Below are 14,375 nucleotides of genomic sequence, written 5' to 3' on the forward strand. Positions count from 1 at the left end.
GTCGAGATGAGCGCCGGGGCGCTTGCCATGGGAATGCCTGACGCAACTGCCAATCTGGTGGCGATGGTCGAAGAACTGGCGCAGGAGGTCGGTTGATATGAACGCAGCAACAAAACTGCCCGGTGACGTTGGCCCGATCCACTTCGTAGGGATCGGTGGCATCGGCATGTCTGGCATTGCCGAGGTCCTTCTGAACCACGGCTATGTCGTTCAGGGTTCGGATCTGAAAGACAGCAAGATCACCAAACGTCTGTCCGATATGGGTGCTACGATCTTTATTGGCCAGCGCGCAGAAAACCTTGAGGCGGCCGAGGTCGTCGTGATTTCGTCTGCGATCAAGCCGGGCAATGCCGAACTGGACGAAGCGCGCCGCAAGGGGCTGCCGGTTGTGCGCCGTGCGGAAATGCTGGCGGAGTTGATGCGTCTGAAATCCAATATTGCGGTTGCGGGAACCCACGGTAAAACCACAACAACGACAATGGTCGCGGCCTTGCTGGACCATGGGACATTTGATCCGACCGTTGTGAATGGCGGGATCATTCACGCCTATGGCTCTAATGCGCGCGTGGGCGACGGCGAGTGGATGGTGGTTGAGGCCGATGAATCCGACGGCACCTTCAATCGCCTGCCTGCAACGATTGCGATTGTGACAAATATCGATCCGGAACATATGGAACACTGGGGCGATTTTGATACGCTGCGGGCGGGTTTCCACGAGTTTGTGTCTAACATCCCGTTCTATGGGTTGGCCGTCTGCTGCACCGATCATCCAGAGGTGCAATCGCTGGTCGGGAAAATCACAGACCGCCGTGTTGTGACCTTTGGCTTTAACACCCAGGCAGATGTACGTGCGATCAACCTAACCTATAAAGCGGGCATCGCGCATTTTGATGTCGATCTGCAGGGCGAGGGGCTGGTGATCGAAGGCTGTACCCTGCCGATGCCCGGTGATCACAATGTTTCCAATGCCTTAAGCGCCGTAGCTGTTGCGCGTCACTTGGGCATGAAACTGGATGAAATCCGCGAAGCTCTGGCGAATTTTGGCGGTGTGAACCGCCGCTTTACCAAAGTTGGCGAGGTGAATGGCATCACCGTCATCGACGACTATGGCCATCACCCGGTCGAAATTGCCGCTGTTTTGAAGGCCGCGCGCCAAGCTTGCGAAGGCCGCGTGATCGCGGTGCATCAGCCGCACCGCTATACGCGCCTGCACAGTTTGTTTGATGACTTCTGCACCTGTTTCAACGAAGCAGATGTGGTCGCGATCGCCGAGGTCTTTGCCGCCGGCGAAGAACCGATCACAGGCGCCAGCCGGGATGATCTGGTGGATGGGTTGATCGCCCACGGTCACCGCCACGCCCGTGCGATTGTCAGCGAAGATGATCTGGTGCGGCTGGTCAAAGAACAGGCACAGCCTGGCGATATGGTCGTCTGCCTCGGGGCAGGTACCATCAGCGCCTGGGCCAATGCGCTGCCCAAGCGACTGGCGGACGAAGCATGAGCCTATCTGTCGTCGCAGCTTTGGTCTGGATGGTTGCCGTTAACCTTCGCGCCATGTTCCCCAGTCAGGACAAACACTGGCGTTTCGCCTATGCGATGATGGTGTTGGCGGTTCCGATTTTGGTTGGCATTTTCCTTCAGCATGGCATTCTGCTGGCGTGTGTTTTTCTGCTGGCGGGGATGTGGATCATGCGGTGGCCCGTGATCTATTTGGGACGCTGGCTGAGGAAGGTGATCGGGCATGGTGCCAGCTGAAATTCTGCTGTTGATCGGAGGCACTCTGACGATCCTTTTGGGGATCGCCGGATTTGTTCTGACACAACGGGATTCGTGGCGCATTATCCTGCTTTTGGCGACGCTTTTGGGCGGGCTGAACATCGGCGTGTTCATCTGGGCCGAAGTGCTGGAAGGCTGGGAAAGTTTCCGGCTTTTCCTGTTTTGGTTAACCGCCTGTTTACCTCCGCTCATTGGGCTTGGCCTTGGCGCGGGGCTTGGGTATCTGGTGAACTGGCGCATTGCGCGGATTAAACCTAGGGGATCACGGCGATGACAGGCTTGCCTTCGGTGCGTGGCAAAATCACGGAAAACCGTGTTCTGGCGGATTTGACGTGGTTGCGGGTCGGTGGGCCTGCTGACTATCTATATCAACCTGCGGATGTATCCGACCTGCAATCCTTTTTGCGCGATCTGGACCCGTCGGTCACCGTGTTCCCAATGGGTGTTGGCAGCAATCTAATCATTCGTGATGGCGGCCTGCGGGCGGTGGTGATCCGCATGGGGCGCGGGTTTAACCATATCGAAGTCGATGGCAATCGCGTAACTGCAGGTGTTGCCGCGCTAGATGCCCATGTGGCGCGCAAGGCGGCAGAGCAGGGCGTGGATCTGACCTTTCTGCGCACAATACCCGGTGCAATTGGCGGGGCGGTTTGCATGAACGCTGGCTGCTATGGCTCTTATATTGCTGATGTTTTTGTCTCTGCCAAAGCCATTACGCGCACGGGCGAGTTGGTGACGCTGACGGCCGACGATCTGGGGTTTCAATACCGTCATTCCGATCTGCCAGAGGGGTGGGTGCTGGTTGAAGCCACTTTTGAAGCTCCGAGCGGAGATCCCGACGAACTGGCATCTCGTATGCAAGCACAGCTTGAAAAACGCGACGCGACGCAGCCGACCAAAGATCGCAGCGCTGGCAGCACATTCCGCAATCCAGCAGGGTTTTCCAGCACAGGGCGCTCTGACGACGTACACGACTTAAAGGCGTGGAAGGTCATCGACGATGCAGGGATGCGCGGCGCGCGCGTGGGTGGTGCGCAAATGAGCGAGATGCACAGCAACTTTATGATCAACACCGGCGAGGCCACCGCAGCGGACTTGGAAACTCTTGGCGAGAAAGTGCGAAAAAAGGTTTTCGAAAACAGCGGAATAGAGCTACAATGGGAAATTAAGCGAATTGGCGAGTTTGACTGATTTGCACCTAATGATCCGGGCATAAGATCTGGACATGAAATATCAGTCGGTGCCGGAGAACCGGGCTGGCGTGTACATGAGACCCTAAGAGGCGGCGGAGATCGCCTTAAACAGGGCAATAAACAAGGGCCAAAAAAGGCTCGTAAAATTGAGGCGCTAACGTGGGTAGTTCGAGCAGGACGCCCCTGAAAGTAGCGGTAGTGATGGGTGGCCCCTCGGCCGAATGCGAGGTGTCTCTGTCGTCTGGCAAGGAATGTGCCGCTGCGTTGAGGGAAGCAGGTTTTGAGGTCGTCGAGGTCGTGGCTGATCGCGATCTGGCTCATGATCTGGATACAATTAAGCCTGATGTGGTTTTTAACGCCCTGCATGGTCGCTGGGGCGAAGACGGTTGCGTGCAAGGTCTGCTGGAATGGATGCAGATCCCATATACGCATTCCGGCGTGATGAGCTCATCTATTGCGATGGACAAAGAAAAGTCCAAAGAGGCCTATCGGGCCGCTGGACTTCCTGTTGCCGAAAGCGTGCTTGCGCTGCGCGACGACATTGAAACCCGCCACGTGATGACGCCGCCCTATGTGGTTAAACCCTATAATGAGGGCTCGTCTGTTGGTGTCTATATCGTGCAAGAGGCGGCCAACGGCCCGCCGACGCTTGCACCGGATATGCCAGACCAGCTGATGGTCGAGACCTATGTTGCGGGGCGCGAGTTGACGTGCACCGTGATGGGGGACCGGGCGTTGACGGTCACGGATATCATTACTGACAGCTGGTATGACTATCACGCGAAATACGCCGAAGGCGGGTCGCGTCACGAAGTTCCGGCAGATGTGCCGCAAGAGATATTTGACGCCTGCATGCAGATGTCGCTGACGGCGCATCAGGTGCTGGGATGTCGCGGCATTTCACGGACGGATTTCCGTTGGGATGACAGCAAAGGGCTTGCGGGCCTGATTTTGCTGGAAACCAACACGCAGCCGGGCATGACCCCAACCAGTCTCAGCCCCGAACAGGCGCAGGCTGTGGGCATTTCGTTCCCGGAGCTCTGTAAATGGTTGGTGGAGGACGCATCATGCAACAGATAACGCAGTCACCGCCGAGCTATTACCGCCCCGCACCGCGCCCACAGCGGCGCATGGCAAAACCCGATCCGGCCCCGTCGCGGTTCTGGTATCGCTATGAACGCATGATGCTGACGCCGCTGTTCCGCTTTGCCTTGCGGGTGGTTTTGCCATTCTGTTTGGCGGTTGTTGCGGTGAATGCCTATTTCGCGGACCAGCAACGTTCGGACAATTTCTTTCTGATGCTGCACGAGTGGCGCACCAGCTTTGTGGAGCGTCCGGAATTCATGGTTGGGGCCATGGCGATTGATGGCGCAAGCCCGACGTTGGCCGCAGATATCCGCGAAGTCGTTCATACGGATTTCCCGATCAGCAGCTTTGATATCGACGTGGCCGCCATGCGCGACACATTGCTTGGGCTGTCACCTGTTAAGGCCGCTCAGATCAAGATCGACGGCAACGTTATGAACATCCAGATCGAAGAGCGCACTCCGGTTCTATTGTGGCGCACGCAGGACGGGTTGCAGCTGGTTGATGCCGAAGGCTTTGTGGTCTCTGCTGCAAAAGGCCGGACGGCTCATGGCGATCTGCCGCTGATGGCAGGCGTGGGTGCTGATGTGCAGGCGAAAGAGGCGCTGCAGCTGTTGAAAGTGGCCGCCCCCCTTGGAGATCGGGTGCGCGGGCTGGCCTGGGTTGGGGATCGCCGTTGGGATATCGTTCTGGACCGCGATCAGAGGATCATGTTGCCCGAAGCTGGCGCCGTGGCCGCGCTAGAGCGGGTCGTGGCGATGGCGCAGGTGCAGGACTTATTGGAAAGAGACGTCTCTGTCGTCGATCTGCGGATCGGAGACAGGCCGACGTTAAGGGTTGCGGAAGCGTCCGTTGCGAATTGGTGGGACGTACGCAAGACGAGTTTGGGGGTAAATGAATGATGGGCGACCTCTATCAATCACAGCGCGCGATGCGTGCTCTGAGGAAAGCCGCGATGCAACGCGGTGTTGTGGCCATTCTGGACGTTGGATCGTCAAAGATCGCCTGTCTGGTGCTGCGGTTTGATGGCGTAGATCAGATGGCGGATATGGACGGGATCGGCCCGCTGGCCGGTCAAAGCGGGTTCCGTGTCATCGGCGCGGCCTCGACACGGTCGCGTGGCGTACGGTTTGGCGAAATCTCGGCCATGCAGGAAACCGAGCGGGCGATTCGCACCGCGGTTCAGGCGGCGCAGAAAATGGCACAGATCCGGGTGGATCACGTGATCGCCTGTTTCTCGGGGGCGTCTCCACGCTCTTACGGGTTGGATGGCCGCGTAGAGGTTATGGCGCAGGAAGTGTCCGAACACGATGTGGCACATGTGCTGTCAAAATGCGAAACGCCTGACATCGGGGCAGGGCGCGAAGTGCTGCATGCGCATCCGGTCAACTTTGCGCTGGATCACCGCAGCGGCCTTGGCGATCCTCGTGGTCAGGTCGGGCGTAACCTCAGCTGTGACATGCACATGCTGACTGTGGATGCTTCTGTCGTTGCCAACCTTGCACATTGCGTGAAACGTTGTGATCTGGAACTGGCGGGCATCGCGAACTCGGCCTACGTGTCTGGCCTTGCTGCGCTTGTCGAAGATGAACAAGAGCTGGGCGCGGCCTGTATCGACCTGGGCGGCGGATCGACCAGCATCTCGATCTTTATGAAAAAGCACATGATCTATGCGGATGCTGTCCGGATCGGCGGCGATCATGTCACGAATGACATTTCCATGGGGCTTCAGGTGCCCACCTCGACCGCCGAACGCATCAAAACCTTCTATGGCGGTGTTCAGGCCACAGGCATGGATGACCGCGAGATGATCGAGATTGGTGGCGACACCGGTGATTGGGAACATGACCGCCGTCAGGTGAGCCGTGCCGAACTGATCGGGATTATCCGTCCGCGTGTCGAAGAAATTCTGGAAGAGGCCCGCAAGCGGCTGGATGCAGCCGGGTTTGAACATCTGCCCAGCCAAAAGATCGTCTTGACCGGCGGCGCAAGCCAGATGCCCGGTCTGGACGGATTGGCAAGCCGCATTCTGGGACAACAAGTCCGTCTGGGACGCCCGATCCGCGTGCATGGTCTGCCGCAGGCGACTACTGGCCCCGGCTTCAGCTCTTCGGTCGGAATGTGTCTCTTTGCGACGCGACCACAAGATGAGTGCTGGGATTTCGATCTGCCGGTCGAACATCACGGTGTCAAAAGTTTCCGCCGCGCTGTGCGGTGGTTTAAAGCGAATTGGTAGGCTGTCATGAATAGTTTGCCCAATAAGAAGGACTGACCGTCGACAGCAAGGATAGATTCGGCTAAGGTGAGTCTCATAACGGCGCAAAATGCGTCACTGGCAGGCAGAGCAGCTTCGCCAAACATGTGAATCACTCACAGCCGACTGCCCCTTATCGGGCCGTCCACTCCCTCTATTTGTGTTCTAACCCCCTGAAACCCACTGTATTTTGCTTTTTGAGCGAAATCACGCGGGTCTAAGTCGCATTTTGGCCATATTTTGTGGCTCTGACCGCTTTTGGGCGTGACGTAGCGCGTTGTGAACGCTATGACTATTAGGGAGTAAGTGAAAAACACCCGTAGTGACGGGGCAATACAGGCGGACATTCTGATGGCATTGAATCTGACCTTCCAGGAACAGGAAGACCTCAAACCACGTATCACCGTGTTCGGTGTTGGCGGGGCAGGCGGCAACGCCGTCAACAACATGATCGCCAAAGAGCTTGAGGGTGTCGATTTCGTGGTCGCGAATACCGACGCACAGGCGCTGCAACAGAATGACGCTAAGGCCCGCGTTCAGCTGGGTGTGAAAGCAACCGAAGGCCTCGGCGCTGGCGCACGCCCAACCGTCGGCGCAGCGGCTGCTGAAGAAAGCATCGAACAGATTGTCGACCACCTGGCCGGCTCGCACATGTGTTTTATCACCGCGGGCATGGGCGGCGGCACCGGAACCGGCGCGGCGCCGATCATCGCACAAGCTGCACGTGAACTGGGTGTTTTGACCGTAGGTGTTGTCACCAAGCCTTTCCAATTCGAAGGCGCCAAGCGTATGCGCCAGGCCGAAGCGGGCGTTGAGGCGCTGCAAAAGGTTGTAGACACGCTGATCATCATTCCAAACCAGAACCTGTTCCGTCTGGCGAATGAGAAAACCACCTTTACCGAAGCCTTCTCGATGGCGGACGATGTTCTGTATCAAGGTGTGAAGGGTGTAACCGACCTGATGGTACGCCCAGGCCTGATCAACCTGGACTTCGCAGACGTGCGCGCTGTGATGGACGAGATGGGCAAAGCGATGATGGGCACTGGCGAAGCAACCGGCGAAGATCGTGCGATCCAGGCGGCGGAAAAAGCCATCGCCAACCCGCTGCTGGACGAAATCAGCCTGCGCGGTGCACGTGGCGTGCTGATCAACATCACGGGCGGCGAAGATCTGACCCTGTTCGAACTGGACGAAGCGGCCAACCGCATCCGCGAAGAAGTGGACCCAGAAGCAAACATCATCGTTGGCTCTACAATGGACACAGCCCTTGGCGGTGGCATGCGTGTGTCGGTCGTGGCGACCGGGATTGACGCAAGCGAAGTGGTTATGGACACCCCAGTGGCCCGCCGCAAACTGTCAGAGCCTCTGAGACAAGCTGAACCAGAGCCAGCGCCAGCACCTGTTGCCGCTGCGCCAGTTGAAGCACCAGAAGAGCCTGCGCTTTTCAGCGAGTTTGACGCAGAGCAGGCGGCCTCTGAAGATCAGATGGAAGATTTGTTCGAAGAGCAGGCTCCGGTTGTGGCCGATGACCTGCCACCTCCGGCATACCAGCCGCAGGTTGCACAGTTCCAGCCGCAGGCGGAATATGTCGAGGATGACGCCGAAGCGTTCGTCGCACCTAAGGCGCCGGCACCGGGAACACCATCACCAGAAGCTCTGGCGCGGTTGCGGACAGCTGTTTCCAAGGTGCCATCCGCTCCTCAAGAGCGCGAAAAGATTGTCGCGGTCGAGCCTGCGCCGCAGCCTGAGGAAAAGAAATTCGGCATCAACTCTTTGATCAACCGCATGACCGGTCAATCCAAAGACGCCGGTGCGCAAGTGGCCCGTCAAGAGCCGCACATGCAGGCGGCACCAATGGAGGAAGAAGAGCAGGATCGTATCGAGATCCCGGCCTTCCTGCGGCGTCAAGCCAACTAAAGATTACAGTTTGTAACAAATTAAGGTCGCCGCGTTAGGCGGCCTTTTTTGTTTTAAATCATATACTTATGTGTGTTTTGGCGAAAAAATGCCGATCGTTGCATGTGATGTTTCGGTCCGTTGTAATGTTTGAATTGAGTTGGTCCCTCGCGCCCTTTAGAGCTTTTCCCACGGTTGGGGAGCCGTAAATTTGGGGACTGCCTGTGCAAAATACTTTGCGTTCTACTATTCGTTTCACTGGGGTCGGCCTGCATTCCGGCAAGCCTGTTCGCATGGTGATCGAACCTGCCTCTGCTGATTATGGAATCTGGTTCCGCCGCGTTGACGTGCTGGACGGCGATCCGTTGATTGCGGCGCGCTGGGATAATGTAGAACAATCTCCTCTTTGCACATTGATCAAGAACGCCTCTGGCGTGTCTGTCTCGACAATCGAGCACATTATGGCGGCTTTGGCGGGATGTGGCATCCACAACGCGCTGATCGAAATTGACGGCCCGGAAGTGCCGATCATGGACGGCAGCAGCGCGCCTTTCGTGAAATCCATTCTGTCGCGTGGTTTGCAAGAGCAGACCTCCGCGATCCGTGCGATCAAGGTTGAAAAGCCGATCCGGGTCGAGGTGGGCGATGCTTGGGCGGAACTGACCCCTGCGGATAATCTGGAAATCGACTTCCACATCGATTTCGAAGACGAAGCCATCGGCGTTCAGCAACACACGTTGAACATGGCCAACGGCACCTTCGTTCGCGAACTCTGCGACAGCCGCACATTCTGCCGCCGTTCTGACGTGATCGCGATGCAGTCCAACGGGCTCGCCTTGGGCGGCGTTCCCGGCGAGAACGCGATTGTATTTGACGGCTCTAAGATCGAAGCAGGTATTCTGCGTCGCGACGACGAGCCTGTGCGCCACAAAATGCTGGACGCATTGGGCGATCTTTACACAGCAGGGGCGCCGATCCTTGGCGCCTATAAAGGCCACCGTGCAGGTCATGCGCTGACCAACGCGTTGCTGCGCAAACTCTTTGCCGATCCGATGGCCTATAGCTTTGTGGAATGTTCTGAATACACATGCGCAAAACTGCCTGGAATGGGCGTACGCCTGTCCGAAGTACCCGCGGTTGCGTGACTTTGATGTGTCGGCGTAAATGCGCCGTCGTCAAAGTCGTTTTTCATTGCTAGATTCTATGCTAACAGCTTTGAACGCACTATGTGTGCAATCGGACGCTCAAGAAGGTAAGCAGAATGACAGGCCGTATGTCTCGCAAACTGGGATCAGCTCTTTTGGCGTCGACGCTTTTGCTGTCGGCTTGTGGCAACAGTAATACTGGCCTGTTCGCATCCGAGCCTGAACTTGAGAATTTTACCGCTCGCCAGATCTTTGAGCGCGGCGAGTATGAAATCGAGAATCGTGCACCGGATGATGCGGCGTTCTATTTCTCTGAGGTCGAGCGTCTGTATCCCTATTCCGACTATGCCAAGCGTGCGCTGATCATGCAGGCATATTCCTATCATCTGGACAAAGACTACGAAAACAGCCGCAGCGCCGCGCAGCGGTTTATCGATTTCTATCCGGTGGATGATGACGCCGCCTATGCGCAGTATCTTTTGGCGCTCAGCTATTATGATCAGATCGACGAAGTTGGCCGCGATCAGGGGCTGACCTTTCAGGCACTGCAAGCGCTGCGCGCTGTGATCGAGAAATACCCTGACAGCGAATATGCGCGCTCGTCTGTGTTGAAGTTCGAGCTGGCGTTTGACCACCTTGCCGCCAAAGAGATGGAAATCGGGCGCTATTACCTGAAGCGCGACAACTATGCCGCCTCAATCAACCGGTTCCGCGTGGTTGTCGAAGACTTTGAGACCACGACTCATACACCGGAAGCCTTGCATCGACTGGTCGAGGCCTATCTGTCTTTGGGTCTGACTGACGAAGCCCAAACGGCGGGCGCTATCCTTGGCCACAACTTCCGGTCTACAGAATGGTATGAAGACAGCTATCGACTGCTGACCGGACAGGGGCTAGAACCCAAAGCACGGGGCAACGGGTGGTTGGCGAGCATTTATCGCCAGACAGTCAAGGGCAAGTGGCTGTAACCGGCGCCGAGACTTAATTCGGGTGGGCTGATGCTTCGGGCGCTGGAAATTCGGGATATGTTGATCATCGACCGGTTGGAGTTGGATCTCCAGCCGGGTTTGAATGTTCTGACGGGTGAAACGGGCGCAGGTAAATCGATCCTGCTGGATTCTCTGGGATTCGTCTTGGGCTGGCGTGGGCGCGCTGAATTGGTGCGCGCAGGTGCGGATCGTGGCGAAGTGGTTGCCGAGTTTGATCTGGCAGAAGACCACCCCGCACATGCAATTCTGCAAGAGGCCGGTCTGCCGAGCGGTGATACGCTGATGCTGCGCCGCGTGAACACGCAGGATGGGCGCAAGACCGCATGGGTGAATGACCGCCGATGTTCCGGCGAAGTCTTGCGGCAACTGTCCGATCATCTGGTCGAGCTGCATGGTCAGCATGACGATCGCGGGCTGTTGGATCCCAAGGGACACCGGGCTCTTTTGGATCAGTTCGCGGATGTTGGCGCATTGAAGGCCGAGGTGCGCGCCAAGTGGCAAGCTGCTCAGAAAGCACAGAAAACCCTGTCGCAGGCGCAGACGGCTTTGGCTGAAATGAAGGCCGAGGAAGAGTTCCTGCGACATGCCGTGGCCGAGCTGGACACACTTGATCCACAACCCGGCGAGGATGCAGATCTGGACGCGCGCCGCCGCCTGATGCAGGCCGCCGAGCGCGTGCGTGAGGATGTCACCAAGGCGTTTCACGCGCTGGGGTCTGACGGCGCCGAGGGCGCGATGGGCGACGCAAGTCGGTGGCTGGAAGGGGCGGTTGCCGAGGTGGGCGAGCCTCTGGAAGAGCCGCTGGCCGCTTTGGCCCGCGCGATGGGAGAGCTGGGCGAGGCTGTCAGCGGTGTCGAGCGTTGCTTGGATCAGCTAAGCTTTGATCCCCACGAGCTGGAGCAGATCGAAGAACGGTTGTTCGCGATACGGGCGCTTGCGCGCAAACATGGTGTGACGGCGGATGAGCTTGGCGGGTTTGCCCGTGACATGCGCGGCAAGATGGAGGCACTGGACGCAGGCGAGGGCAATATCGCGGCGCTTGAGGCCGAGGCCAAAGCCGCGCGATTGGCTTATGATGCGGCTGCTGAAAAGCTGACGGCAGCGCGCAAAAAGGCAGCCAAGTCGCTGGACCAAGCGGTCATGGCAGAGCTTGCGCCCCTTAAAATGGAACGCGCAGTCTTTACGACCGAGATTTCAGACGAGGCGGCAGGGGCGGAAGGCAAGGATGCGGTGTCGTTTCAGGTCGCAACGAACCCCGGCGCCCCGTCTGGGCCGTTGGCCAAGATTGCTTCGGGCGGCGAACTCAGCCGTTTTCTGTTGGCGCTGAAAGTCTGTCTGAGTGGCGATGACAGCCAGATCACGATGATCTTTGACGAAATCGACCGTGGTGTCGGCGGCGCGACTGCGGATGCTGTCGGGCGACGCCTGTCGTCGTTGGCGCAAGGGGGGCAGATCCTCGTGGTGACCCACTCGCCTCAGGTCGCAGCGTTGGGCGCACATCACTGGCGCGTGCAAAAGCGGGTTGAAGGGGACGTCACGCTCTCGACCGTCGTGCCTTTGTCTGACCAAGAGCGGGTCGATGAAATCGCACGGATGGTGTCGGGCGATGTGGTCACTGATCCGGCACGCGAGGCGGCCAAGGCTCTGCTGGCCGGATAACGGCTGCATAAAAATCCATCTGCGGACCGCGCGAAAAGTTACCAATCGCAACAGTTGGTAAACTCTGTCGAATGGGGGCTTTTCTCGCAGGGACCATCGTCCTAATGCTAGGGACAGAACAAATGGCCCTAGGCAGATGCCCAACCCAATCGGCTCTTTCATATCAGATTCTGTGCGCCACGCGGGGCGCAGCTGTAAGGGTGGCTGGCACGTGCTGCTGAAACGTGGGCCCAACCAGATTCAGTTCTGGATCCTTGCGCTGATGATCGGGATTGCCTCGGGGTTCGCCGCGCTTTTTTTCCGCAAGGGCATCGAAGCCCTTCAGGCCGCGATCTATGGCACCGATGATGTCAGCCAGTTGCGCACCTTTGCCGAGTCGCTGCCGTGGTTCTGGGTGCTGATTATTCCGATTTGCGGTGGCCTTGTGGTCGGCGTGATCCTGGATCGACTGACGCCAGACGCGCGGGCGCAGGGGCCTGCGGACGTGATCGAAGGGGCTGCGCTGCACAACGGGCGCGTGAACATCAAATCGGGCATTGCCTCGGCGCTGTCGTCATTTGTCACCCTGAGTTCAGGTGGCTCGACGGGACGCGAGGGGCCGGTCGTGCATATGGCTGCGGTGATCTCAAGCTGGGTCAGCGATCGCATCAAGGCCGACGGAATCACCGGGCGTGACCTGCTGGGCTGCGCCGTTGCTGCGGCGGTGTCGGCCAGTTTTAACGCCCCCATCGCAGGCGCGCTGTTCGCGCTGGAAGTTGTGCTGCGGCATTTCGCTGTGCACGCTTTCGCGCCGATTGTGATCGCCTCTGCTGCGGGCACGGTCATCAACCGGTTGGAATTTGGCGATGTCACGGAATTCATGTTGCCGATGGAATCCACGTTGGCTTTCTATCAGGAACTGCCTGCCTTTCTGATCCTTGGGGCGATTTGCGGTGTAGTGGCTGTTTCCTTGATGTGGACGATCTTCTGGGCCGACGACATGAGCACGCAGGTCGTCAATCACCTAAAGATCAAACGATGGATGCGTCCGGCAATATCTGGGGCCTTGCTGGGCCTTATGGCGATCTGGTTCCCGCATATCATTGGCGTTGGCTATGAAACCACGTCGGACGCGCTGACGGGGCAACTCTTGCTGCATGAGGCGATTGTTTTTGTGATCCTGAAAATCATCGCGGTCGCCATCACTTTGGCCGGCCGCATGGGGGGCGGAGTGTTTTCGCCTGCTTTGATGCTTGGCGCATTGACCGGTCTGGCGTTTGGATTGATCGCGACCCCGATTTTTCCCGATGTGTCGGGGTCTATCACCCTGTATGCGCTGGCAGGCATGGGGGGCGTTGCGGCGGCCGTGCTGGGGGCGCCGATTTCAACAACGCTGATCGTGTTTGAATTGACCGGAGACTGGCAAACCGGGGTGGCCGTCATGGTGACAGTGTCCATTTCCACTGCATTGGGGTCACGGCTTGTCGATGGCTCTTATTTCCTGACCCAACTCGAGCGGCGCAATATTCACGTCGCCAAGGGCCCGCAGGCCTATCTGTTGGCGATGTTCAACGTCACCCGCGTGATGCGCCCGATTGATCCCGAACGAGGTGCAACAGAAGAGGCCTGTTGGGAGAAAGTCGAGCAAGACATCTATCTGGGGGCCGGAGCGACGCTCGAGCAAGCGATGCCGATGTTTGAGGCGACGAACCTGCATTTCATTCCGATTGTGCGACTGCGCGGCGGCGGCGAAGCGCCAGAATTGCTGGGCGCGCTGCATCAGGTTGACGCGCTTAAGGCCTACAACCGCGCATTGGCGGCAACGGCGGCCGAAGAGCACTCCTAGCGCCGCAGACGCCGGGTATAGGCATGGACCACAATGCCCAGCATATAAATCACCACAAGCGCGAGGGGCAGGGCAGAGACACCCGCAACAGCAACGAGGCTTAACAAGAGCGGCGTGCCAAGCGAGTTGCCCAGATTGCCCATCTGCGCAATCGCGCCTGTTGCATGCGCCTGTCCTTCGGGGGTGTCGTTCAGCTCTGGGATGACAGCGAAACTTGCAGATTGTACAAGGCCGAGCGACAGGAAAATCGCCATCAGGGCAGTGCCGGAAATGCCAAACATCAACAGCCACAGGGCCGACAAAGCTGCGGTGGCAAAGCCAATCTGCACAACGGTCACGGCTGACAGCCAGCGCATCAGCACAGCGCCGATCAGGAAAGACGACAGGATGCTGGCGATTGGCAGATAGGCTCCAAGCGCAATCCGCTGGGCTTCGGGCAGATAGGGCGGCATCACCGTCAGAATTGACACATAGGTCAGCGTGTAAAACAGCCAGCCAAGCGCCGCCGGACTTTCATAAGGAGAGCTATAGGCCGACACATGCCGTGCCCAG

The 14,375-nt window shown here is 58.1% G+C and carries 12 protein-coding genes and 2 pseudogenes; 12 read left to right on the top strand and 2 right to left on the bottom strand.

The features are described from left to right. Positions 1-97: 97 nt before the first annotated feature. The 8 genes and pseudogenes from murC to ftsZ form a co-directional block, all read left to right on the top strand. A complete protein-coding gene (gene murC, locus ACEQWH_RS11295) occupies positions 98-1,501 on the top strand; it encodes a UDP-N-acetylmuramate--L-alanine ligase (protein ID WP_370230896.1) in 1,404 nt (467 codons plus the stop codon). Beyond that, positions 1,498-1,755 (top strand): DUF2484 family protein, encoded by a 258-nt coding sequence (locus ACEQWH_RS11300; protein WP_370230899.1) that lies wholly within the window; start codon positions 1,498-1,500, stop codon positions 1,753-1,755. Before murC ends, ACEQWH_RS11300 begins: the two co-directional genes overlap by 4 nt. Then, entirely contained in the window at positions 1,742-2,050 is a 309-nt protein-coding gene (locus tag ACEQWH_RS11305; protein ID WP_370230901.1) for a hypothetical protein, read from the top strand. The genes ACEQWH_RS11300 and ACEQWH_RS11305 overlap by 14 nt, the downstream gene beginning before the upstream one ends. Continuing rightward, on the top strand, positions 2,047-2,967 hold the full coding sequence (gene murB / locus ACEQWH_RS11310) for a UDP-N-acetylmuramate dehydrogenase (RefSeq protein WP_370230903.1): 921 nt from the start codon (positions 2,047-2,049) through the stop codon (positions 2,965-2,967). The genes ACEQWH_RS11305 and murB overlap by 4 nt, the downstream gene beginning before the upstream one ends. A 161-nt stretch (positions 2,968-3,128) precedes the next feature. Further along, positions 3,129-4,049: a D-alanine--D-alanine ligase gene (locus ACEQWH_RS11315; RefSeq protein WP_370230905.1), complete on the top strand. Its 921-nt coding sequence runs from the start codon at positions 3,129-3,131 to the stop codon at positions 4,047-4,049. Next, complete coding sequence (locus ACEQWH_RS11320; RefSeq protein ID WP_370230908.1) at positions 4,037-4,957, top strand: cell division protein FtsQ/DivIB; 921 nt, start codon at positions 4,037-4,039, stop codon at positions 4,955-4,957. The genes ACEQWH_RS11315 and ACEQWH_RS11320 overlap by 13 nt, the downstream gene beginning before the upstream one ends. Further along, positions 4,957-6,291, top strand: coding sequence for a cell division protein FtsA (gene ftsA, locus ACEQWH_RS11325; protein WP_370230922.1), 1,335 nt, complete (start codon positions 4,957-4,959; stop codon positions 6,289-6,291). Before ACEQWH_RS11320 ends, ftsA begins: the two co-directional genes overlap by 1 nt. A 369-nt stretch (positions 6,292-6,660) precedes the next feature. Continuing rightward, positions 6,661-7,644 (top strand): annotated as a pseudogene (gene ftsZ, locus ACEQWH_RS11330) (cell division protein FtsZ); the annotation flags it as partial. A 21-nt stretch (positions 7,645-7,665) separates the two neighbouring features. Here ftsZ and ACEQWH_RS11335 read toward each other — a convergent pair. Then, positions 7,666-7,905, bottom strand: coding sequence for a hypothetical protein (locus tag ACEQWH_RS11335; RefSeq protein WP_370230924.1), 240 nt, complete (start codon positions 7,903-7,905; stop codon positions 7,666-7,668). A gap of 524 nt (positions 7,906-8,429) precedes the next feature. Between ACEQWH_RS11335 and lpxC the strand changes: the two genes are divergently transcribed. The 4 genes from lpxC to ACEQWH_RS11355 all read left to right on the top strand — a co-directional run bounded on the left by lpxC (position 8,430) and on the right by ACEQWH_RS11355 (position 13,823). Continuing rightward, the gene (lpxC, locus tag ACEQWH_RS11340; RefSeq protein ID WP_370230911.1) at positions 8,430-9,350 is read left to right on the top strand and encodes a UDP-3-O-acyl-N-acetylglucosamine deacetylase; all 921 of its coding nucleotides are present in this window, start codon (positions 8,430-8,432) and stop codon (positions 9,348-9,350) included. Positions 9,351-9,466: 116 nt separating this feature from the next. Beyond that, complete coding sequence (locus tag ACEQWH_RS11345; protein WP_370230914.1) at positions 9,467-10,318, top strand: outer membrane protein assembly factor BamD; 852 nt, start codon at positions 9,467-9,469, stop codon at positions 10,316-10,318. 30 nt (positions 10,319-10,348) lie between these two features. Beyond that, positions 10,349-11,998 carry a DNA repair protein RecN gene (gene recN / locus ACEQWH_RS11350; protein WP_370230917.1) on the top strand — a complete coding sequence of 550 codons (1,650 nt, stop codon included), beginning with the start codon at positions 10,349-10,351 and terminating at the stop codon, positions 11,996-11,998. A gap of 136 nt (positions 11,999-12,134) precedes the next feature. Continuing rightward, entirely contained in the window at positions 12,135-13,823 is a 1,689-nt protein-coding gene (locus tag ACEQWH_RS11355) for a chloride channel protein (protein WP_370230920.1), read from the top strand. On the opposite strand, the pseudogene ACEQWH_RS11360 reads toward ACEQWH_RS11355, so the two are convergent. Continuing rightward, positions 13,820-14,375 (bottom strand): annotated as a pseudogene (locus ACEQWH_RS11360) (MFS transporter); the annotation flags it as partial. The gene ACEQWH_RS11355 and the pseudogene ACEQWH_RS11360 overlap by 4 nt on opposite strands.

This window comes from Cognatishimia sp. (assembly GCF_964229375.1).
GTDB lineage: Bacteria > Pseudomonadota > Alphaproteobacteria > Rhodobacterales > Rhodobacteraceae > Cognatishimia.

Coding starts and splice junctions, on each gene's coding strand:
- murC (WP_370230896.1), top strand. CDS start 98: ATGAACGCAGCAACAAAACTGCCCGGTGACGTTGGCCCGATCCACTTC.
- ACEQWH_RS11300 (WP_370230899.1), top strand. CDS start 1,498: ATGAGCCTATCTGTCGTCGCAGCTTTGGTCTGGATGGTTGCCGTTAAC.
- ACEQWH_RS11305 (WP_370230901.1), top strand. CDS start 1,742: ATGGTGCCAGCTGAAATTCTGCTGTTGATCGGAGGCACTCTGACGATC.
- murB (WP_370230903.1), top strand. CDS start 2,047: ATGACAGGCTTGCCTTCGGTGCGTGGCAAAATCACGGAAAACCGTGTT.
- ACEQWH_RS11320 (WP_370230908.1), top strand. CDS start 4,037: ATGCAACAGATAACGCAGTCACCGCCGAGCTATTACCGCCCCGCACCG.
- ftsA (WP_370230922.1), top strand. CDS start 4,957: ATGGGCGACCTCTATCAATCACAGCGCGCGATGCGTGCTCTGAGGAAA.
- ACEQWH_RS11345 (WP_370230914.1), top strand. CDS start 9,467: ATGACAGGCCGTATGTCTCGCAAACTGGGATCAGCTCTTTTGGCGTCG.
- recN (WP_370230917.1), top strand. CDS start 10,349: ATGCTTCGGGCGCTGGAAATTCGGGATATGTTGATCATCGACCGGTTG.
- ACEQWH_RS11355 (WP_370230920.1), top strand. CDS start 12,135: ATGCCCAACCCAATCGGCTCTTTCATATCAGATTCTGTGCGCCACGCG.